Source organism: Leifsonia sp. Root227, from assembly GCF_001428745.1.
Lineage (GTDB): Bacteria > Actinomycetota > Actinomycetes > Actinomycetales > Microbacteriaceae > Leifsonia.
Genome location: NZ_LMIO01000001.1, coordinates 127,657 through 146,425, shown reverse-complemented (window position 1 = coordinate 146,425; position 18,769 = coordinate 127,657). Strand labels below are relative to the sequence as shown.

Annotated in this window: 18 protein-coding genes and 1 tRNA gene; 4 read left to right on the top strand and 15 right to left on the bottom strand. The window is 68.3% G+C overall.

The window, feature by feature from the left end; all coding sequences use genetic code 11:
* Positions 1-4: 4 nt before the first annotated feature.
* The 6 genes from ASE16_RS00695 to hpaD all read right to left on the bottom strand — a co-directional run bounded on the left by ASE16_RS00695 (position 5) and on the right by hpaD (position 6,148).
* Positions 5-862: an ABC transporter ATP-binding protein gene (locus ASE16_RS00695; RefSeq protein ID WP_055889296.1), complete on the bottom strand. Its 858-nt coding sequence runs from the start codon at positions 860-862 to the stop codon at positions 5-7.
* Positions 859-2,661 carry an ABC transporter permease gene (locus ASE16_RS00690; protein WP_055889291.1) on the bottom strand — a complete coding sequence of 601 codons (1,803 nt, stop codon included), beginning with the start codon at positions 2,659-2,661 and terminating at the stop codon, positions 859-861. The genes ASE16_RS00695 and ASE16_RS00690 overlap by 4 nt, the downstream gene beginning before the upstream one ends.
* A gap of 27 nt (positions 2,662-2,688) precedes the next feature.
* Positions 2,689-3,849, bottom strand: coding sequence for an ABC transporter substrate-binding protein (locus tag ASE16_RS00685; protein ID WP_162255945.1), 1,161 nt, complete (start codon positions 3,847-3,849; stop codon positions 2,689-2,691).
* Positions 3,850-4,104: 255 nt separating this feature from the next.
* Positions 4,105-4,195, bottom strand: a tRNA-Ser gene (locus tag ASE16_RS00680).
* Between the two features lie 97 nt (positions 4,196-4,292).
* Positions 4,293-5,012, bottom strand: coding sequence for a DUF2510 domain-containing protein (locus tag ASE16_RS00675; RefSeq protein ID WP_055889283.1), 720 nt, complete (start codon positions 5,010-5,012; stop codon positions 4,293-4,295).
* Between the two features lie 140 nt (positions 5,013-5,152).
* On the bottom strand, positions 5,153-6,148 hold the full coding sequence (gene hpaD, locus ASE16_RS00670; protein ID WP_055889279.1) for a 3,4-dihydroxyphenylacetate 2,3-dioxygenase: 996 nt from the start codon (positions 6,146-6,148) through the stop codon (positions 5,153-5,155).
* A gap of 126 nt (positions 6,149-6,274) precedes the next feature.
* Between hpaD and ASE16_RS00665 the strand changes: the two genes are divergently transcribed.
* Positions 6,275-7,195 (top strand): LysR family transcriptional regulator, encoded by a 921-nt coding sequence (locus ASE16_RS00665; RefSeq protein WP_055889276.1) that lies wholly within the window; start codon positions 6,275-6,277, stop codon positions 7,193-7,195.
* 3 nt (positions 7,196-7,198) lie between these two features.
* Here ASE16_RS00665 and ASE16_RS00660 read toward each other — a convergent pair whose 3' ends face one another.
* The gene (locus ASE16_RS00660; RefSeq protein ID WP_055889272.1) at positions 7,199-7,591 is read right to left on the bottom strand and encodes a RidA family protein; all 393 of its coding nucleotides are present in this window, start codon (positions 7,589-7,591) and stop codon (positions 7,199-7,201) included.
* A gap of 132 nt (positions 7,592-7,723) precedes the next feature.
* On the opposite strand from ASE16_RS00660, the gene ASE16_RS00655 reads away from it, so the two are divergent.
* The 3 genes from ASE16_RS00655 (at position 7,724) to ASE16_RS00645 (ending at position 10,079) form a co-directional block, all read left to right on the top strand.
* Positions 7,724-8,860: an FAD-dependent oxidoreductase gene (locus tag ASE16_RS00655; protein ID WP_055889269.1), complete on the top strand. Its 1,137-nt coding sequence runs from the start codon at positions 7,724-7,726 to the stop codon at positions 8,858-8,860.
* A gap of 33 nt (positions 8,861-8,893) precedes the next feature.
* A complete protein-coding gene (locus tag ASE16_RS00650) occupies positions 8,894-9,334 on the top strand; it encodes a MarR family winged helix-turn-helix transcriptional regulator (RefSeq protein ID WP_055889264.1) in 441 nt (146 codons plus the stop codon).
* A gap of 79 nt (positions 9,335-9,413) precedes the next feature.
* Entirely contained in the window at positions 9,414-10,079 is a 666-nt protein-coding gene (locus tag ASE16_RS00645; RefSeq protein ID WP_235500137.1) for a GntR family transcriptional regulator, read from the top strand.
* Here ASE16_RS00645 and ASE16_RS00640 read toward each other — a convergent pair.
* The 8 genes from ASE16_RS00640 to ASE16_RS00605 all read right to left on the bottom strand — a co-directional run bounded on the left by ASE16_RS00640 (position 10,064) and on the right by ASE16_RS00605 (position 18,653).
* Positions 10,064-11,374, bottom strand: a complete 1,311-nt coding sequence (locus ASE16_RS00640) for a DUF3500 domain-containing protein (RefSeq protein WP_055889260.1) — start codon at positions 11,372-11,374, stop codon at positions 10,064-10,066. The two genes, ASE16_RS00645 and ASE16_RS00640, sit on opposite strands and share 16 nt — an antisense overlap.
* Positions 11,371-12,978, bottom strand: coding sequence for a sugar ABC transporter ATP-binding protein (locus ASE16_RS00635; RefSeq protein WP_200949517.1), 1,608 nt, complete (start codon positions 12,976-12,978; stop codon positions 11,371-11,373). Before ASE16_RS00635 ends, ASE16_RS00640 begins: the two co-directional genes overlap by 4 nt.
* Positions 12,975-14,135 (bottom strand): sugar ABC transporter substrate-binding protein, encoded by a 1,161-nt coding sequence (locus tag ASE16_RS00630; protein WP_055889257.1) that lies wholly within the window; start codon positions 14,133-14,135, stop codon positions 12,975-12,977. Before ASE16_RS00630 ends, ASE16_RS00635 begins: the two co-directional genes overlap by 4 nt.
* A 67-nt stretch (positions 14,136-14,202) precedes the next feature.
* Positions 14,203-15,216: an ABC transporter permease gene (locus tag ASE16_RS00625; RefSeq protein ID WP_055889253.1), complete on the bottom strand. Its 1,014-nt coding sequence runs from the start codon at positions 15,214-15,216 to the stop codon at positions 14,203-14,205.
* 106 nt (positions 15,217-15,322) lie between these two features.
* Positions 15,323-16,183 (bottom strand): fumarylacetoacetate hydrolase family protein, encoded by an 861-nt coding sequence (locus ASE16_RS00620; RefSeq protein ID WP_055889249.1) that lies wholly within the window; start codon positions 16,181-16,183, stop codon positions 15,323-15,325.
* On the bottom strand, positions 16,180-16,638 hold the full coding sequence (locus ASE16_RS00615) for a nuclear transport factor 2 family protein (RefSeq protein WP_235500135.1): 459 nt from the start codon (positions 16,636-16,638) through the stop codon (positions 16,180-16,182). Before ASE16_RS00615 ends, ASE16_RS00620 begins: the two co-directional genes overlap by 4 nt.
* On the bottom strand, positions 16,635-17,915 hold the full coding sequence (locus ASE16_RS00610) for an FAD-dependent monooxygenase (RefSeq protein ID WP_055889243.1): 1,281 nt from the start codon (positions 17,913-17,915) through the stop codon (positions 16,635-16,637). Before ASE16_RS00610 ends, ASE16_RS00615 begins: the two co-directional genes overlap by 4 nt.
* Positions 17,916-17,924: 9 nt before the next feature.
* Entirely contained in the window at positions 17,925-18,653 is a 729-nt protein-coding gene (locus ASE16_RS00605) for a dienelactone hydrolase family protein (RefSeq protein ID WP_055889240.1), read from the bottom strand.
* Positions 18,654-18,769 lie beyond the last annotated feature (116 nt).

The window sequence follows — 18,769 nt, the reverse complement described above, 5'->3', positions numbered from 1 at the left end:
TCGGTCACTTGAGGTCCACCCCTCCCAGTCCGCGACGGCGGCCGAGGTACGCCTCGATCACCGCGGGATTCGTCCTGACCTCGTCAGGTCGGCCTTCGGCGATGATCCGACCGCCGTCCATCACGATCACCCGGTCCGAGACCGCCATCACGAGGTCGAGCTTGTGCTCCACCAACAGGATGGCCTGCCCCGTCGTCTTGAGCTCCAGGAGTTGCTCGAGCACCTCGGCTGTCTCCGACTGGTTCATCCCGGCCGTCGGCTCGTCGAGCACGAGCAGCTTGGGTGAGAGGGCCAGCGCGCGGGCGATCTCGGTGCGCCGCCGGTTGGCGTAGCTGAGTGAGTACGCCGGGTCGTCGCGGCGGGGCCCGAGCCGTGCCTCGAACCGGTCGATCTCGGATTCGACGACCTCCGCGATCTCCGCCTGCTCCCTGCGCGAGGCCGGCGTGCCGACGATCGCGATGTACAGCTCGGCGAGCAGCGGGATCCAGCGCAGCAGGAACACGTTCGACAGGCGGCGGAACGGGCGGTTCGCGCGGAGGGTCGTGTGCAATCCGACCTCGATGTTGTCCGCCACGGAGAGGGTCGCGAAGACGCGCCCGTTCTGGAAGGTGCGGGCGATGCCGTGCTCGGCGATCCGTGCGCTGTCTGCGCGCTCGATCCGCTCCCCCTCCAGAGCGATCGTCCCGCTGTTCGGCCGGAAGGTGCCGGTCACCAGGTTGAGCGTCGTGGTCTTGCCGGAACCGTTGGGGCCGATGATGGAGACGACCTCCCCGTGTGCGACGGAGAAGGAGACACCGTCGACGGCCTTGACGCCGTCGAAGTGCCGTTCGAGGTCGTGCACGTCCAGCAGTGGTTCGCTCATGCGTTCTTCACCAGGATCCCTCCCGGCCGGAACCGCACTGCGAGGATGAGGACCAGCCCGTAGACGATGATGCGCAGCTCCGGCGTGAACCGCAGCAGCTCCATCGCCCCGATCAGCACGATGGCGCCGATCACCGCCCCGTACGGCAGGTTGATGCCGCCGAGGATCACGATGGTCACCACGAGGAGCGACATCAGCATGGTGAAGATCGTCGGGTCGATGTAGGTGTACTGGTGCGCGAGCAGGGAGCCGCCGACGCCGGCGAAGAAGCCGGAGACGGCGAAGGAGAGCGCCTTGTAGTTGCGGCCCCGGACGCCGGAGGCGAGCGCTGCGACCTCGTCCGAGCCGACGGACGAGATCACTTTCCCCAGGTGCGATCCTCTGATTCGCCACATCACCAGCAGCGTCAGCACCAGCACGCCGAAGTCGATCAGGTAGTACGCCTGCGGGGTGTTCAGCGGCGTCCCGAACCATTCGGGCACGGGGATGTTGTACAGGCCCTGCGGCAGCACCAGTTGGATCACCGCGACGATGGCGATGCCGAGACCCAGCGTCGCGATCGAGATGTAGTGGCCTTTCACGCCCCAGATCGGCGAGGCGAGGATCGAGGCGACGACGGCGGCGACGATCCCGGCGACCGGCAGCGCGACCCAGAACGGGAAGTGCAGGTAGAGGGAGAGCAGCGCAGAGGTATACGCGCCGATCGCGATCGGGCCGGCCTGGCCGAGCGCCAGCACGCCCGCCTGCCCCGCGGTCACGGTGAATCCCGCGGCGATGATCGCGTAGATCAGGACCTGGGTTCCTGTGGTCAGCACGTAATCGTTCGCGACGAGCGGGATGAGCACGCCGCCGACGATGAATGCGGCGAGCCACACCCAGCGCGGGATGCGGATGGGGCGCCCCTTGCCGAGGAAGGTGCCCGTCAACGGCTCGCTCGAGACGAGCGGCACCTTGCCGAGCAGGCCGCCCGGCCGCACGATGAGCACCACGATCAGGATGACGAACACGATGATCTCGCGCGCGGTGTCGCCGAAGAAGTGGATGCCGAACGCCTCCAGGATGCCCAGTACGAAGCCGCCGATCACCGCCCCAACGAGCGAACCAAGCCCACCGAGGGTGGCCGCGACGAAGGCGGTGAGTCCGACATCCAGGCCGGAGTTCGGGTTCGCGATTCCGACGTAGAGGGCGATGAAGACACCGGCGAGACCGCCGAGCGCAGACGCGATCACGAACGACACGTGCTGCACCTGGCCGACGGGGATTCCCATCTGCAGGGCCGCCTCCTGGTCCTGCGCCGTGGCGCGGATGGCCCGGCCGACCTTGCCGTACTTCAGGAACAGGGTCATCACGACCATGATGACCGCCGTCGTCCCCAGCATGACGACGTCCGAGGTGCCGAACCGCATGTTGCCGAGCTGCAGGTTCGAGGTCGGCAGAACGTCGGGGAAGACGCGGAACTGCGCGCTGAACGCCATCTGGGAGGCGTTGTCGAGGATCAGCGAGATGGCGTACGTGGAGAGCATGGCCGCCAGCGGCAGGTACTTCGCTAGCGGGCGGACGACGGTCACGTTGATGAGCAGTCCGAGCGCGCCGCAGATGACGAGCACGACGATCAGCGCGAGCCAGAACGGGAGCCCGATCTTCACGATGAAGAACCAGGACAGCATCGCGCCGAGCCCGAAGAACGAGAACTGGGCGAAGTTGACGACGTTCATGACGCCGAAGACGAGGGAGATGCCGACCGCTCCGAGGGCGTAGACGTTCCCTCGGAGCAGGCCGGCGATCAGAGTGTCGAGCATGGTGCGTTCGGTGGAAGCGTCAACGGATCAGCCGTTGTACGCGACCCAGCTGCCGTCCTTCAGGATGCTCGGGGTCAGCTGCGGCGACGCGACCCTGCGGGTCGACTGGTCGAAGGTGATCTTCCCGTAGACGACGCTCGGTACGTCCTTGACCTTCTTGAACCCCGCGAGGATGCCCTCCCGGCTGGTGCCGCCGATCTTCGCCGCTTCGACCGCGACGTGAAGGGCGTCGTATGCTCCTGCCTCGAATCCGGTGACCTCGGTCTCCTTCGGGTACTTCTTCTTGAACGCCTTCACGAAGTCCTGGACTTCCTTGGCCGGGTTGGATGCGAGGAACTCAGCGCCGTTGATGGCGCCTTCCGCATCCTTGGTGCCGTCGAACGACTCCTCGTCCTGGCCGCCGTAGAAGGTGCCGTCATAGCCGATCGCGCGCAGCTGCGTCACGATCTTCGCGGCGTCGGGCCCATAGCCGATGTGGACGAAGGCGTCCGGCTTGTCGGCGACGGCCTTCGTCAGCGACGGGCGGTAGTCGTCGGAGGTGTCGAGCACGCCCTCGGCGTCCGTGATCTTCAGCCCGACCTTCTTGGCCTCCGCCTTGAACGCGTTGAATGCGGGGATGCCCCAGTCGGCGGTGTTGAGGTAGGACACTCCGACGGAGTCGATGCCCTGCTTCTTGATGTAGTCGGCGGTCCAGGTGTACGTGGCGCTCGTGGTGATGGACGTCGACCACTGGTACTGCGTGCCCTTGGCCGTGAAGTCCGGGTTGGAGTTGTTGAAGCCGTACTGCACCAGCTTGCCCGCGGTGTAGATCGGCGACGCCGGGATGGATGCGGCAGACGAGTAGTCGCCGAAGACGAGACTGATGCTGTCGTCGCCCACGAACTTCTGCGCAACGGCGACGGACTGCTTCGGGTCGGACTGCGAGTCCTCGTACTTCAGCGCGACCGGGTGGCCGTTGATGCCCCCGTCGGCGTTGACCTCCTCGACCGCAAGGTCGAACGCCTCTTTGAACTGCTCGCCGTACTGCGCGTACTGGCCGGTCGTGGCGGAGGAGACGCCGAAGTAGACAGGGCTCGCGCCGGACGAGCTGTCGGACGATGCGGCGGAGCCGCTGGCGCACGCGGCGAGGCCGACGGCGGTGAGGGAGGCGACGGAGACGACGGCCACACTCCTGAGGAGACGATTCATGGGGTTCCTTCGAGTCGATGCAGGGCGGAGACGCGGATGTGGATGCATCGCCGACGTTAAGATCGCTGGAACCCGGCCGCCATCGAAGGCCGTCACAATACGACGCGGTGATTAACAAACGTCATGTTGCTTGCATCGGACAGCCCGAACGCGTATGCCGTCAGGGGGAATCTCCGAAGGGAGTGGTCGCCGCGCTTCGCGTTCGGGACCGATCGCGTGGAACGGGCTCCCTGAACTCGGGCGAGAAGTACAGTGCGGAGACGGTGGGATTTGAACCCACGGTGCCCTGTAAAGGGCACTCCACCTTAGCAGGGTGGTGCACTAGGCCGAACTATGCGACGTCTCCTGAGCGCCCGCATGACGGACGCACGACAGCCATCATAACGGACGATTCAGGCTGGGTCGGACACCGGCTTCCCAGGGTGCGGGAGGTGCATCCGGGGTCAGGCGCCGAGGTTCTGCATGTTCGGGATGCTGTGCATCATCGAGGAGACCAGGGAGATGCCCCACGCGAACGAGATGACGATGGACAGGACGTAGAGGCCGATCGTGACCCAGATCGGGACGAGGCCGCGACCGGGGGCGACGCGGCGCACGATGACGCTGCGGCCGATCACGTAGACGAGGCCGCTGAGGAACGTCCAGGCCCAGTGGAACGGGCGGACGACGCCGACGCGCTCCAGTTCGCGGTAGTCGAGCCAGGCGAACATCACGCTGAGGGCGTACGTCAGGAAGCCGACGCCGACGATGACGAAGTACATCGGGCCGAACATCGCGAGCGGGCTGCCGTTGTAGACGACGCTGCCGTCGGAGCTGGTGACGAAGTCGAAGTGCGGCTGGTAGAACGGCAGCAGCACGACGCTCAGGAACGGGAGAGCGACCACCAGCCAGATGTAGGCGTTGTAGATGCGCGCGCCGTCGGCCAGCCGCGGGCGCGCCGGCGCGTATGTCTGGCCGTATGCGGGCTGCTGCCCGTATCCCTGTGTGTACGCGGGCTGCTGCACCGGCTGCTGCGCCGGCTGCACCGGAACCTGCTGCTGCGCTGCCCCCGCCAGCGGCGCGTAGTGCGCCGTCCACTGGGCTCCGTCCCACCAGCGCAGTTGCTGTGCGCCACTCGGGTCCGGGTACCACCCGGCCGGGACGGGTGCGTTGGTGTTGCTCATGCGTGCGGCTCCGCTTCTGCGGCTCGACCGGCCGCCCGGCTCGTATGCTACCGCCGCGACCTATGGATGCGCCCACGAGTCGTGCGAAACACGCGGTCCGGCGGGCGCGGAGCGCGCGTTCCGCACGAGCCTCAATCGCGTCAGTGGATGCTCAGGTAGTCCTCGAGGGTCGCCGGCGTCGCCTGCAGCAGCGGCTCGTGCACCTGCTCCCCTGGGAACTCGCTCGCCTCGAAGAACCAGCGACGAGACGCCGGCATCCCCCAGAGCTGGGCGCGGCGCGGGTTGCTGACCTCCCAGCGCAGCGGCGGCGTCTCCAGGTCGATGAACTGGTAGTGCGTGGTGAACAGTTCGATGCGGTGCTGGTCGGGGTCGCGCAGGTAGAGGAACAGCGCGTTGCTGATGCCGTGGCGGCCAGGGCCGCGGTCGATCTCCTCGCCGAAGCCGCGGGCGCCCGCGACGTCGGCAGCGTTGAGGAGGGAGGTGGCGTCCGGCACGGTGAACGCGAAGTGGTGCAGGCGCGGGCCGCGACCGTTGGTGAACACGAGGTCGTGGGTGTTGCCTTTGACCTCCATCCAGGTGCCCCAGAGCTCGTCCGTGCCGTCCGTGGCGGTGTATTCGGACATGCGCATCCCGAGCCCCGTCCAGAAGTCGGTCGCTTTCTGCACGTCGTGGGTGACGACCTGGTAGTGGTCGAGGCGCTGGGGGAAACCGGCGCGGAACTCGTCGAAGTTCTGCATCTTGCGTTCGACGACGTCCATGGACGACGTGAGCTCGATGTGGGTGCCGACCGCGTCGCGGAACCGGATGGTCGGGCCCTGGTGGTCCTTCTCGACACGGGCGTACTCGATGCCGTTCGCCCTGAAGTGGTTCTCGGCCGCCACGATGTCGGCGTCCGTGCGCACTCTGAGGCCGATCGCGAGCGCCTTCGCCTCGTCGGCGCGCTCCAGGGTGAGGCTGTGGTGGGCGGCTTCCTCCAGCCCGCGCAGGTGGATGGCGTCGTCGGTCTCCTCCGTGACGACGAGGCCGATCGTGTCGCGGTAGAAGTCGCGGCTCTTCTCCAGGTCTGTCACGGCGAGCGCGACGTGGCTGGCGCGCGTGATGGCGAAGGGAGGGGTGGGGTTCGCGGTGGGCAACATCGTCGTCTCCTGCTCGGTCGGGCTGCGGTTCCAGACTGACAGTGGGATGCGCGCCGGGGAACTACCGATGCGCTCTACACGCCATAGCGAACGACTATGGCCAGAGCTCAGGCATACACTCGACGCATGGAGCTGCGCCAGTTGCGGTATTTCGCCGCCGTCGTCGAGGCAGGGTCGTTGACGGCCGCTGCCGTGCAGCTCAGGATGTCGCAACCTCCCCTGTCCGTCGCCATCGCCAAGCTCGAGGCCGACGTCGGCGTTCCTCTCCTGGTGCGGACGCCGCGCGGGGTCGAGCCGACGAGCGCAGGGCGCTACCTGCTCGACGCGTCGTCGCGCATCCTGAGCGAGGTGGACGAGGTGACGTCGGCGCTCGGCCGGTTCGGCGCGGGCGTCGCAGGCTCTCTGACGTTCGCCGCCGTGCCTGCCCTGATGTGGCACCGGTTGCCGCAACTGCTGAAGGCGCACATCGCAGACGCACCGGAGGTGGAGATCCGGCTGGTGGATCCTCCGCCGTGGACGGCGATCGACATGCTGCAGCAGCGCACCGTGGATCTGGCCGCCGTGATGGTCGCGCATCCGCGACGTTTCGTCAGCCGCTATCGCGGAACGCTCGACGTGGTCGACTGGGGAAGCATCCCGCTCGTCGCAGCCCTTCCGCCCACAGAGGTGGATGCGCCGGACCCGCTCCCCCTGAAAGCGTTCGACGGCCGGACCCTCCTGCTGCCGCGTCGCACCTCCGCGGTGCCCAGCCTGCCCGAGGCGGTCGAGGATGCGCTCCGGCGGCACGGGGTCGTGCCGTCCGCGATCCGGACCGTCGAGACCATCCAGACATCGCTCCCGCTCATCGAGGCGGGGGCGGCGCGCGCGATCCTGCCCGACCCCGATCACGCGAGTCTGGCCCGTTTCGACGTGGTGGTGCGCAGGATCGAGCCGGACCCCGGAACGCTGCGCGCACTCGTCCTCGCCCGCGCTGGTGCCGCAGCCGACCCTGTGGTGGGGCGGCTGCTGGAGCGGATCAGCGGATGGGCCAGGCCTCTCCCGGAGTAGCGACTACCCACCCTCCGGCAGGATCGCCACGAGGTCGCACTGCAGCAGCGCGCCGTTGTCGAGCTGTGCCGCCATCGCCTGTCGGGCCGGGCTGTCGTCCGGATCGGGGAACATCGCCAGCCACGCGCGATTGATAGCGTCCCTGTCGCGGTACTCCGCCAGCCAGAAGGTCAGCTTGACGATGTCGTCCGTGCTGCCGCCGACCGCATCCATCAGCTCACGGATGCGGTCGAACACGTTGGCGACCTGCGTTTCGAGGTCGGCGGGGAACTCCTTCGTCTGCGGGTCGCGGCCGGTGAGCACGCCGGAGTAGACGTGCTGGCCGATGCGGCTGGCGACCGGCACGGGGTTGGTGTGGGCGAACCCGGCGAGGTGGATGGCGGTGCGGCGCGACATGCTGGCGATCGTACACACGATCGCACGCGATTTCCACGGAACACTTGACTCATTCTATATGTGTGTATATATATTGCTTCATATGCGTTCATGAACCCACGGACGCCCCCACTACAGCGAAGTAGGACCATCATGGGCAAACTCCACATCCTCGTCGTCGGCGCCGGAATCGGCGGCCTCTCCGCCGCGATCGCCCTCCGGCAGCGTGGCCACCACGTGCAGGTCGTCGAGAAGTCGGCCGACCTGCACAGCTCGATCTTCGGCGTCGGCATCATCCAGCCCGGCAACGCCCTGCGCGCGCTCGACGCGATCGGATGCGCTGACGCGTGCGTCGCCGTCGGCTTCGCGGCGCAGGCCTGGGGCGAGATGATCGACGTCGACGGCAACCACCTACACGACATCCAGGGCATCCAGATCGACGGCACGACCTTCCCGCCGATGAACGGCGTGACCCGCCCGCAGCTCCACGACATCCTGTCCGAGCGGGCGAGGGAGGTGGGGGTCGTCATCCACTACTCGACAGCGTTCGAGAACCTCGAGGATCTCGGCGACCGGGTGCGGGTGACGACGGCCACCGGCGACGTCATCGAGGCGGACATCGTGGTCGGCGCCGACGGCGTCCGCTCCAGAGTGCGACCGCACGTGCTCGGAGACGACATCGAGACCAGGTACATCGGTCAATCCGCCTTCCGCCTCAACATCCCCCGGCTTCCGGAGATCGACAGGATCGTCCTCCAGGTCTCCCCCACCGGCGACATGGCGGGCTTCGTGCCGATCGGCCCCGACCTGGCCTACATGTTCTACAACGCCCACATGGAGGTTCAGGAACGCATCCCGCGCGACCAGCTGGCCGCCCGGCTGCGGGAGTACCTCGCCCCGTTCGGCGGACTCGCAGGGCGCGTGCGCGACGAGTTCGTGACCGACGACGCCGACATCGTCCTCCGCCCGGAGGAGACCATGGGCGTTCCGACGCCGTGGCACCGAGGCCGCGTCGTGCTGATGGGCGACGCCGTGCACACGATCACCCCGCACCTCGGGCAGGGAGCAGCCCAGGCCATCGAGGACGGCGTCGTGCTCGCCGACGCGCTCGCACGGCACGACGATCTGGAGAGCGCCTTCGCCGAGTACACCGACCGGCGGCTGGAGCGATGCAGGCTCGTCGTCGAGACCTCGCTCAACATCGCGGAGTGGGAGATGGGGCGCCTCCCCGGCTTCGACAACGTGGCCGCGACCAGGCACGTTCTGGACGTGATGGCGCAGCCGCTCTGAGCGTCGGTGCGGCCACTGGGTGAGAATGGTGCCATGCCAGACAACGTGAGCGCGCGTCTTCCAGTGATCCTGCGCGAGCTCGCGTGGACGATCCACAAACGCTCCCCCGACCGCGCGGGCGTCGGCCCGCTGCCGACCACGGAGGTCGCGCTGCTCAAACAGGTGGTGGATGCGCCAGGCTCGACGGTCGGGGAGCTCTCGGCAGACCTCGGCCTCCGTCAGCCGAACGCGAGCGCCGCCATCCGGGTGCTCGTCGGCAAGGGGCTGGTCGAGCGCGCTGCCGACGAGACGGACAAGCGCACCGTCCGGATCGTCCCGACCGCCTTCGGGCGTGCAGAGCACGAGGCCATCGCCGCGGACTGGGCCGGCGCCGTCGCCGAGGCCATCGCGCAGCTCGGCACACGGGAGAGGGCCGCGCTCGAAGCGGCGAGCGGGGCGATGACCGAGCTCACCAAGCTCGTGCGCGGCGTCTGAGCGACTGCGATTCGGTGCGCCGAACAGCCGGATCGCATAGGATTTCTGATATTATCGGGAGATACGGGAAGGGCGGACAGTGGCGTCGAGCAGAGCGGTGCAGGCCTACGACATCTTGAAGGCGCGCATCATGGACGGCACATACGGTGCCGGATACCGCCTCGTCATCGACCAGCTCGCCCGTGAGCACGAGATCAGCTCCGTGCCGTGGCGCGAGGCGCTGCGGCGGCTCGAAGCCGAGGGCTGGGTGGACATCGTCCAGAACGCCGGCGCCACCGTCAAGACGTTCGACACCAACTCCTGGCACCGTACGATGCGGCTGCTCGCGCGCCTCGAAGGCCTCGCCACCGCCCTCTCCGCACCCAACCTCAGCGCGGAGGACATCGCGCAGGCGCGTCAGATGAACGTCAGGATGCGCGAAGCCCTGCAGAACCTGGACACCATCCAGTTCGGCATCCTGAACCGGCAGTTCCACGAGCTGGTCTGCTCCAAGTGCGACGACCCCAGGCTCAACGAGCTCGTGATGGCCGAGTGGGTGCGCATGGACCTCATCCGCCGCTCCGCGTACTGGTACGCGCCAGGACGCGCCCTGGAGTCCATCGACGAGCACGACGGCATCCTCGACCTCATCGAGGCCGGTGCGGACCCCGACGTGATCGAGGCGACGGCGCGCGATCACGACGTGAAGACGCTCGAGGCCATCTCCAACTACGACGAGTCGCTCGGCGCTCAGCGCTCGTCCTGAGCGGCCCCGTCGGCCGACCAGGACGCGATGAACGCTTTGCCGTAGTCGTTGCCGTTCGGCATCCGCAGCGTGGTGTGCACGTGGAACCGCGCCGGGAGGCGGTTGGCCAGCCAGACACCGGCGTGATTGTCCAGCTCCGCCAGGACCACCGGGCTCTGGATGCGGAAGTACACCGGCTGCGAACCGTCGGTCGCGCCGTACCAGGAGAGCCACGTCTCGTCGAGGTGCCCGTCGAACTCGGCGAGCGTGAGGTCGCGTTGCGGCTCGCGGAGCAGCAGGAGGAAGTCGGCGACGATCGCCCTGAGCATCCCGAGCTGGTCCGGTGACAGCCGCGACGCCTGGATGCCCTCGTACGGCACCACGCGGTTGTCGCGGAAGGCTCCGCCCACGTGCCGCTCGTCGGCCGGGTGCACGCGTCCCTCCGGCATGGCGGGGTCGAGCACCGAGGCGTAGACAACCGCCTCCGCACGCTGCTCCGCCGTGAGCGAGGACGCCAGCCGGATCGCGAGCCGCTCGCGCTCGTCGAAGAGCGGGGGCCGTGCGTCCGTGAGCGCCGGCTCGCCGCCGATGAACACCGGCGCGATCACGTCTCGCCCTCCCACCGTCACGAAGTTGAGGCAGACGTGATGCCCGGACAGCTGCCAGCCCCACGGCTCGCTCGGCGACGGGGCGCCGAAGAACGCGAACCAGTAGCTGCGCTCGTTCATGATGCCGGGCAGGTCGGTCAGCTCGCCGAGGAAGCCGTTGAGCGCCATCGCCTCGCGCACCCGCGCGTAGCCGTCAGCGCTGAGGGATGCGGCGATGAGGGCGAGGATCGCCTCCGCCTGGTCGTCCGCGATGTCCTCCAGCCGCAGCCCGTTGCGGTGGAACACGAATTCCGGGTTGCTCCAGCCGCGCCAGTCCGGCGCATCCACGGGATAGCGGACCCGGCGCTGCTGGTCGGCGGAGAGCGCCGCGAGCGCCTGGTCCGCCGCGGCGACCAGCTCCGGGTCGGTCTCGCCGCCCCTCCGGAGGTCGTACAGGCCGTCGCGCACGACACCGTCCGAGGTGACGCCGACGAACGGCTCGGCGTAGAGCTCGTCCCAGTCGGCGAGGAGAGCGGCGAGGAACTCGTTCTGCTGCCTGGTCGCCGCGAACTTCTCGTACGTCATCTGCCGCCAGTCGGCGAGCTCCGGGTCGTCGTGCCCGATCAGGAAGTCCCGGTAGTCCTCGTCTCCGAGGACGACCGCCTCGTCTCGACCGCTGACGCGGGCGGTGGAGAAGAAGCCGTCGATGTCCTCGTCGTGCACGGTCACTCCGTCGCCGCCTCGCGGTCGCGGAGGCGGCCCCGCGACCCGTTCGTGTAGATCGCCGCCACGATGTCGTCCGGGGTGAACGCGCCGGTGAGCTCGCGCGCGATCACGCCGTCGTCGAAGACCAGCACGCGGTCGCAGATGAGGGCGAGCTCGTTCTCGTCCGATCCAGCGACGACGACGTACCGGCCGGACGCCGCCGCATCCCTCACGGCGGTCGCGATCGTGTGCCTGGCGCCCACATCCACCGCCTGGGTCGGCTCGTGCAGCAGGAGCAGGGTGGGGTCGGTCGCGAGCCATTTCGCGATGAACACCTTCTGCTGGTTGCCGCCGGACAGCGTGCCGACGTGCGCGGACGGCCGGGGAGGGCGGACGTCGAGTCGCTCGATCCAGTCGGCGGCGAGCGCGCGCTGGCCCTTCGCCCTGATCGGCAGCAGAGACCGCTTCGCGCGGGCGGTCTGCGGGAAGCCGATGTTCTCCTCGATCGACATGCCAGCGGCGATCCCGGCGTGCTCCCTGCCCTCCGGCACCAGCGCGATGCCGGACTCGATCGCGGTCGGGGGTGTGAGACCGGCGATGTTGACGATCTTCGACGGCAGGGCGAGGGAACCGGCCGACGCGCGGCTGACGCCGCTCAGCAGGTACGGGATGTCGTCGTAGCCGGACCCGGCGAGTCCCGTGAGTCCGACGATCTCGCCCTGGCGCACATCGAATGCGACGTCGGAGACGCCGAGGCCCGTCACCCCGGTGATCCGTACGGACGGAGCGCCGGGCGCCGGGTGGACGGGCGTTTTGGTGCCGAGCCCCTCCAGCCCTCGGCCCAGGATGAGCGCGGTCAGTTCCGTCTCCGTCATGCCGGCGACGTCCTTGCCGCTGACCACGGTCGCGCCGTCGCGGAGCACCGTGACCCTGTCGGCCGCATCGACCACTTCCTCCAGCCTGTGGGTGATCAGGAGGACGGACGTTCCCGTCGCGACGATGTCGTGCAGGATGCGGAAGAAGTGCTCGAGCGAGCGACGCCCGAGTGCGCGCGTCGACTCGTCGAAAATGATGAGCCCGCGGCCGGGCGTCGCGTCCTGCAGCGCTCTGGCGATCGCGACGGTGGCGCGGTCCTCCTCGCGGAGCGACCCGACGGGCACGTCGAGCGGCACCGTCCGGCCGATGCGGGCGAAGACCGCCTCGGCCTCCGCTCTCTCGTGCTTCCAGTCGATGCGACGGAACACCTTCGACGCCGCGAACCGGCCGACGCGGAGATTCTCGAGAACGGTGAACGAGTCGACGAGGCCGAGGCTCTGGTGCACGACCGCCATCCCGCTGGCGAGCGCGTGCGCGGGCTGCACGGGGAGGGGGAACGGTGCTCCGTCGATCGAGACCCTGCTGCCTGGGTCGGGGGTGTACAGCCCGGAGAGGATCTTCGCGACCGTGGACTTGCCGGACCCGTTCTGGCCGACCAGGGCGTGGATCTCCCCCGGCCGCACGTCGAACGCGACGTCTTTGAGGCCGCGGTTGCTGCCGAACGTCTTCGAGAGCGATTCGACGGACAGCCGCGGCGCGACGGATGGCGCGGACGTCGCCGCCCGCGCCACCGTCGAGTGCTCGTCCGTCACTCGGCGCTCCACAGCTTCTTGAAGTCGGCAGGGAACGTCGTCGGGCCGAACCACTCGCCCGACGCCTCCGCCGCGGCGGTGAGGGTGACGCTGTCGATGTTGGTCGGCGAGAAGAGCCTGGTCGGGATCGCGTAGTCCCCGACCTTGGTCTTCGTGATCAGGCGCAGGATGATGTCACCAGCCTGCCAGCCCTGGAACGACGCCGCCTGGCCGGCCGCGGCGGCGAGCTGACCCGCCTTGACCGCCTGGTAGGTTCCGAGCACCGCTGCGCCGGAGACGACCTTCACGGTGTCGGCGACGCCCGCGGACTGGATGCCGCCCTGGGTCGGCTGCAGGAACTGCGCGAAGTCGGTGAACACGTAGTCGATCGACGGGTCGGCGAGCAGCGCGGCCGAGGTCGACGGCGCCACCTGCGCGAAGTTGGCCGACGACACCTGGTTGATCGTCGTCTTGCAGTCCGGGCAGTCCTTCTTCAGCTGGGCGAGCGCCGTCTTCATGTACGCCGCGGGCCACGGGCCGTCCGCGTCCTGGTTGATCAGGATGTTGGCCTTGCCTCCCGAGTCCTTGGCGATCCACTGCAGCAGGGCGGTGTCGGTCGCGGGGGCCGGGGCCGGCAGGTAGGCGAGGGTCGCATCCGCCGGGTATTTGTCGTCGGTCGGACCCTGGTCGGACACGATCACCGGGATGCCGGCCGCGCGGGCGGCGTCAAGGCCGTTCGCGGCGAGCTCGTACGGGATGGCGTCGAGGATGATGCCGGCGGCTCCCGCACCCTGCGCCTGGCCGATGCAGGCGCCGATGTCGGTCGGCGTACCCTTGCCGTCGCAGGTCTGCACGGTGATGCCGACCGTGCCGAGCGCCTTCTTGAGCGCGGTGCCGGTTACCGTGAACTGCGGCGCCTGCTGGGTGATCGGGATGTAGTAGACCGTCTTGCCCTTGAGAGCGCTGACGCCGGAGATGGGGTCGGCCGGGATCGGGTACGACGTGGGGAGCGCCTCCGCCGCCGCGACGGCCTTGGCGAGGTCGGAGCTTCCCGCGGCGGAGCTGGAGCTCGGCGCGGCCGCATCGTCGGCGGAGCAGCCGGCGAGCGCGAGCGCCGCGACCGCGATGCCGCTGGCGAGCATCAGACTGCGGCGCGCCCTGTGTGCTGTGGTGGTCATGGTTTCTAGCTCCTTCTTGACAACATTGGCAATGCGGATGGGGTGGTGCGTCCTCGGGCCGGCACGGCTATCTCGCGCGCCGGTTGAGGATGGTCGAGAGGGTCACGGCCGTGACGAGGACCGCGCCGTAGAAGACGTTGGCGACCCACGATGTGGCGCCGAGGAGCTGCAGGCCGAGCACGCCGGTCGCGAGGAAATAGACGGCGATGAGGGTGCCGATCGGGTTGAACCGCCCTGGCTGAAGGATCGCGGTGCCGAGGAACACGGCGGCGAACATCGGCAGCAGGTAGGTCTGGGAGACCGACGAGTCGAACCCGCCCGTCTTGGCAGCGGCGAGCACTCCGCCGAGACCGGCGATCACGCCGGCGGCGATGAACGCGCCGAGCCGGATGCGGTTGACCCTCACTCCGGCGAGGCGGCTGACCTCGCGGTTCTCGCCGACGAACCGCATGTTCCTGCCGAGCGGCGTGAACTGCAGGATGTACGCGAAGCCGAGCATCAGGACGAGGCCGATGAAGAAGCCGATCGGCAGGCCGCCCTTGATGCCGAAGTTGAACAGGGCGAGCTGCGCGAAGCTCTGCGGGAGTCCGCTGATCGGCTGCAGGTTCGTCACCCACATCGCGAGCCCGAGCAGCACCGTGCTCATCCCGAGGGTCACCACGATCGTGTTGACGCCGACGCGCACCACGAGCAGCCCGTTGATCAGGCCGACCAGCGCGGCGACCGCGACGGCGACGACGGCGGACACCCAGACATCCCAGTGGTACGTGACGTTGAGCACCGAGACGAGTACTGCGGACAGGCCGAAGTTCGACGCGACGGACATGTCGACGAACTCTCCGACGATGATGGTGCACAGCAGCCCGGCGGAGAGGAAGACGAGTTCGAGCTGGCCGCCGAAGATCACCCGGAACGCACCGGCTGTGAAGAACGTGTTCGGTTCAAGCAGACTGAACAGGATGATCAGCGCCAGCCACACGACGATGACGGCGTAGCGTGACGACCACCAGCCGAAACCGAGGCGCTGACGGTCGGGGGTCACCCGGGAAATCGCGGCGGTCGCGCTCTCATGTGTGGTCATCGGTCGTGCTCCCTGGTTCGCGTCATTGCGGGCGTGGCCGATCGGGATGCGCCTGCAACCTGATCGTGTGTGACATCGTATGCGATTTTCAGCGTGATCGACATCCTCAACGCACCTCCGCCACGATCCGGTTCTCGATCCCGCCGAGGCCGTCGATGCCGGCAGCGACGACGTCGCCGACCCGGAGGAAGTTCCCCGTCGGCGCGCCGATCCCCTGCGGCGTCCCTGTCGCGAGGATGTCGCCTGGCAGGAGCGTCATCACCTGCGTCAGATACGCGATCTGCTCGTAGATGTCGTAGATCATGTCGTCGGTGACGTGGTCTTGACGGACCTCGCCGTTGACGGTCAGCGTCATCCGGAGGGCGAGCGGGTCGGCGATCTCGTCGTCGGTGGTCAGCCACGGCCCGATGGGACCGTGCGTGTCGAACGACTTGCCGAGCGTGAACGTCGGCGAGCGCTTCTGCAGCCAGTCGCGCACCGAGACGTCGTTGAGTACGACGTACCCGGCGATCACCGAGCGCGCATCCTCGACGGCAACGTTCTTGCAGCGCCGGCCGATCACGACGCCGAGCTCCACCTCGTAGTCGAGCTGGTCGGACACGTCCGGCTTCACCACATCGTCGAACGGGCCGACGATGCACGACACCTGCTTGTTGAACCAGAGCTGACTGGTGGGCGTCGGGATGCCGGCGAGCGCCGCCTCCGCCGCGTGCTCCCGGTAGTTCATGCCGATGCCGAGGAACTTCTGCGGGTCGTCGACCGGCGGGAGGAGGGTCACCTCCGCGAGCGCGTGGGTGTCGCCCTCCGCCGCGAGGATCGCGGGTTCCAGCTCCTGCAGTGTGGGGAGGATCGCCTTCAGTGACGATCCGATCCCCCGAACGCCGGACAGGTCGGTCACGGTGTCGCCGTCTACGCGGCCGAGCCGGACGCGATCCTCTGTTCCTGCACAGTAGCGAGCCAGTCTCATGCTGCGTCATCCCCCGCAGCCGCCGCACGCTCGGACGGGAGCGCGCCCCAGATCTCCTCGCCGGTCGGCGTGAGCTGGAAGTTCACGAACCGCCACGCGCCGTCGCCGGCCAGGCGGAGCACCTGGGTGACCGTTCCGGTCTGGAGCCTGCTCGACCCGTCCGGGTTCCTCAGGTGGTTGGTGATCGGCCCGACCACGATCGCGACGTCGCCGATCCGCCGGATGCTCAGGTCTCCGCGCTCCACCGCCAGGTAGGCGCGGCGCGTTCCGACGTGCTCAAGCAGCATGGCCTTCGTGTGCACCAGCCCCGGTGCGTGGATGTGGATCAGCGCGTCGTCGAAGATCGCGTCGAGCGCATCCAGATCACCGTCGACGAGCGCGCGCCGACGGGTGTCCTCGACGGCGAGGATCGCATCCCTGGTCGCCTGGTCTACCTCCTCGACCGCGCCCATCATGCCGTCGCCTTCGGTGCGGCCCAGGTGCGGTAGCCGGTCGCCTCGCCGGCCTCGCGGCCCGGCCGGGGCGCGCCGACGAGCGCGTGGTACTTGCTGAAGATCTCGTCGGCCTCCGCCAGCGGGAGCACCTCCTCGATGTCCTCGAACGGCTGACCGTCCGTGCGCTCCGCGACCATCCGGCGGATCACCTCGTATCCCTCGCCGCGCATGTTCATGACGATGCGGTTCACCGGCTCGCGGCGGATCGCGTCGTACGCCACGAACGCCGCGTGCGGGTCGTCCGGATGCGCGAGCAGCTGGTCCGTGATGACATGCGCATCCACCAGGGCCTGGGAGATGCCGTTGCCGCCGCGCGGATACATCGCGTGCGCTGCATCGCCGAGCAGGACGACCCTGCCGTCCACCCAGTTGTCGAGCGGGTCGTGCCTGATCAGGGGGAAGAGGTAGACCTCGCGCGCATCCCGCATCAGCTGCTGCACGTCGAGGAACGGCAGCTTGACCGTGTCGTAGAGCGGGAGGATCTGGTCGACCGTGCCCTTCTGGTTCCAGTCCTCCGCCGTCTCGTCGCGCTCGTACTCGACCACCCAGTTGATGAGCTGGTTGCCCTGGCCGTCCACGTCGTCCTGGATCGGGTAGACGATCATCGAGGAGACCCGCGGGTCACCGATATGCAGGATGGTTCGGCCGTTGAGGAACGGCGGGTGCACGGTGACGCCGCGCCACATCGTGATGCCCGAGTAGTGCGGGGTCGAGCTCTCCGGATGCATCTGCTTGCGCACGGCGGAGTTGATCCCGTCTGCGGCGATCACGGCGTCATGACCGACCTGGCCGGTGGTTCCGTCGCTGTGCACGACGTCGAGGGTGACCAGGTCGCCGTCCTGGCGGTATCCGGTGACGCGGGTGTCGGACTTCACCGCCCCGGCGCCGAGCCGTTCGACGACCGTGCTGTGGAAGAGCATCTGCAGCCTCCCGCGATGCACGAATCGCTGCTCGTTCAGGTAGCCCATGTGCACACCGCACTTCTCGGCGTAGATCTCCTGGCCGTGGGCGTTGAAGAAGATCGAGTCCTCCGCATCCACCGAGATGGCGCGAAATTCGTCGAGCAGGCCGATCTCCTCGATCTCTTTGGTCCCGTAAACCTTGATGTCCACGCCGACGCCGAGCGGTTTCAGCTCTGGAACCGATTCGTAGATCGTCGGGCTGTAGCCCGCCTTGTGCAGGCGGAGCGCCGTGAGCAGCCCGGCTGGCCCTGCCCCGATGATGGCGATGTCGAGCATTCGTGTCCCTTACTGTGCGAGGAGTTCGTCGAGGAATCGGTCGGTGGACCCCAGCGCTCTGGCAGCGGCTCGCGCGTCGTACGCGGCCCCCGGCATCCCGAGGCTGTCGGCCCGTGGGTCGGTGAAAGCGTGCTTGGCACCGCTGTAGAGGTCGAGCTCCCAGTGGATGCCGCGTCCGGTGAGCGCCGCCTTGAGCGCCTGCCACTGGGCAGGGGTGGCCATCGGGTCGTCGGCGCCGGTGCAGACGAGCACGCGCGCATCCCGGTCGGACGACTCCCATCCTGGGATGAGCAGGTCGAGCCCGGCGTGGATGCTCGCGACGCCGCGCGTGCGCCCTCCGGTGCGGAGGTATTCGAGGGCCGACGAACCGCCGAAGCAGTATCCGACGGTCGCGACGGCGTCCCAGTCGAGTTCCGGCTGACCGGATGCGGCTTCGTGCGCCGCGTGGACTCTGGCCATCCAGGTGTCGCGATCGGACACCATCGAGCCGATCAGCTGCCCGATCTCGTCGCCGGTGCTCGGGCTGCGGCGTCCGCCCCAGAGGTCGGCCGCGAAGACCGCCCTTCCGGAGTGGGCGTGCCGGCGTGCCGTGGCGCGGAACGCCTGGTCGAGGCCGAAGGCGTCGTGTAGGAGGACGACGCCGGGGAGCCGGCCGGCCGTCTCCGGTACGCAGAAGTACCCGGTCATGGCAACGCCACCCGCCGTGTACTCGACGTCCCGCTCGATGAGCTCGCTCACTGCACTGCCTTTCCGCGCGGTGGTCGGCGACGTCGCTCGACCGTGAGGCGCAGTGTGATCGTACACAGGATCGCACACGATTTCCAGCACGATCCTGTCAGGATCACGTATGCTGA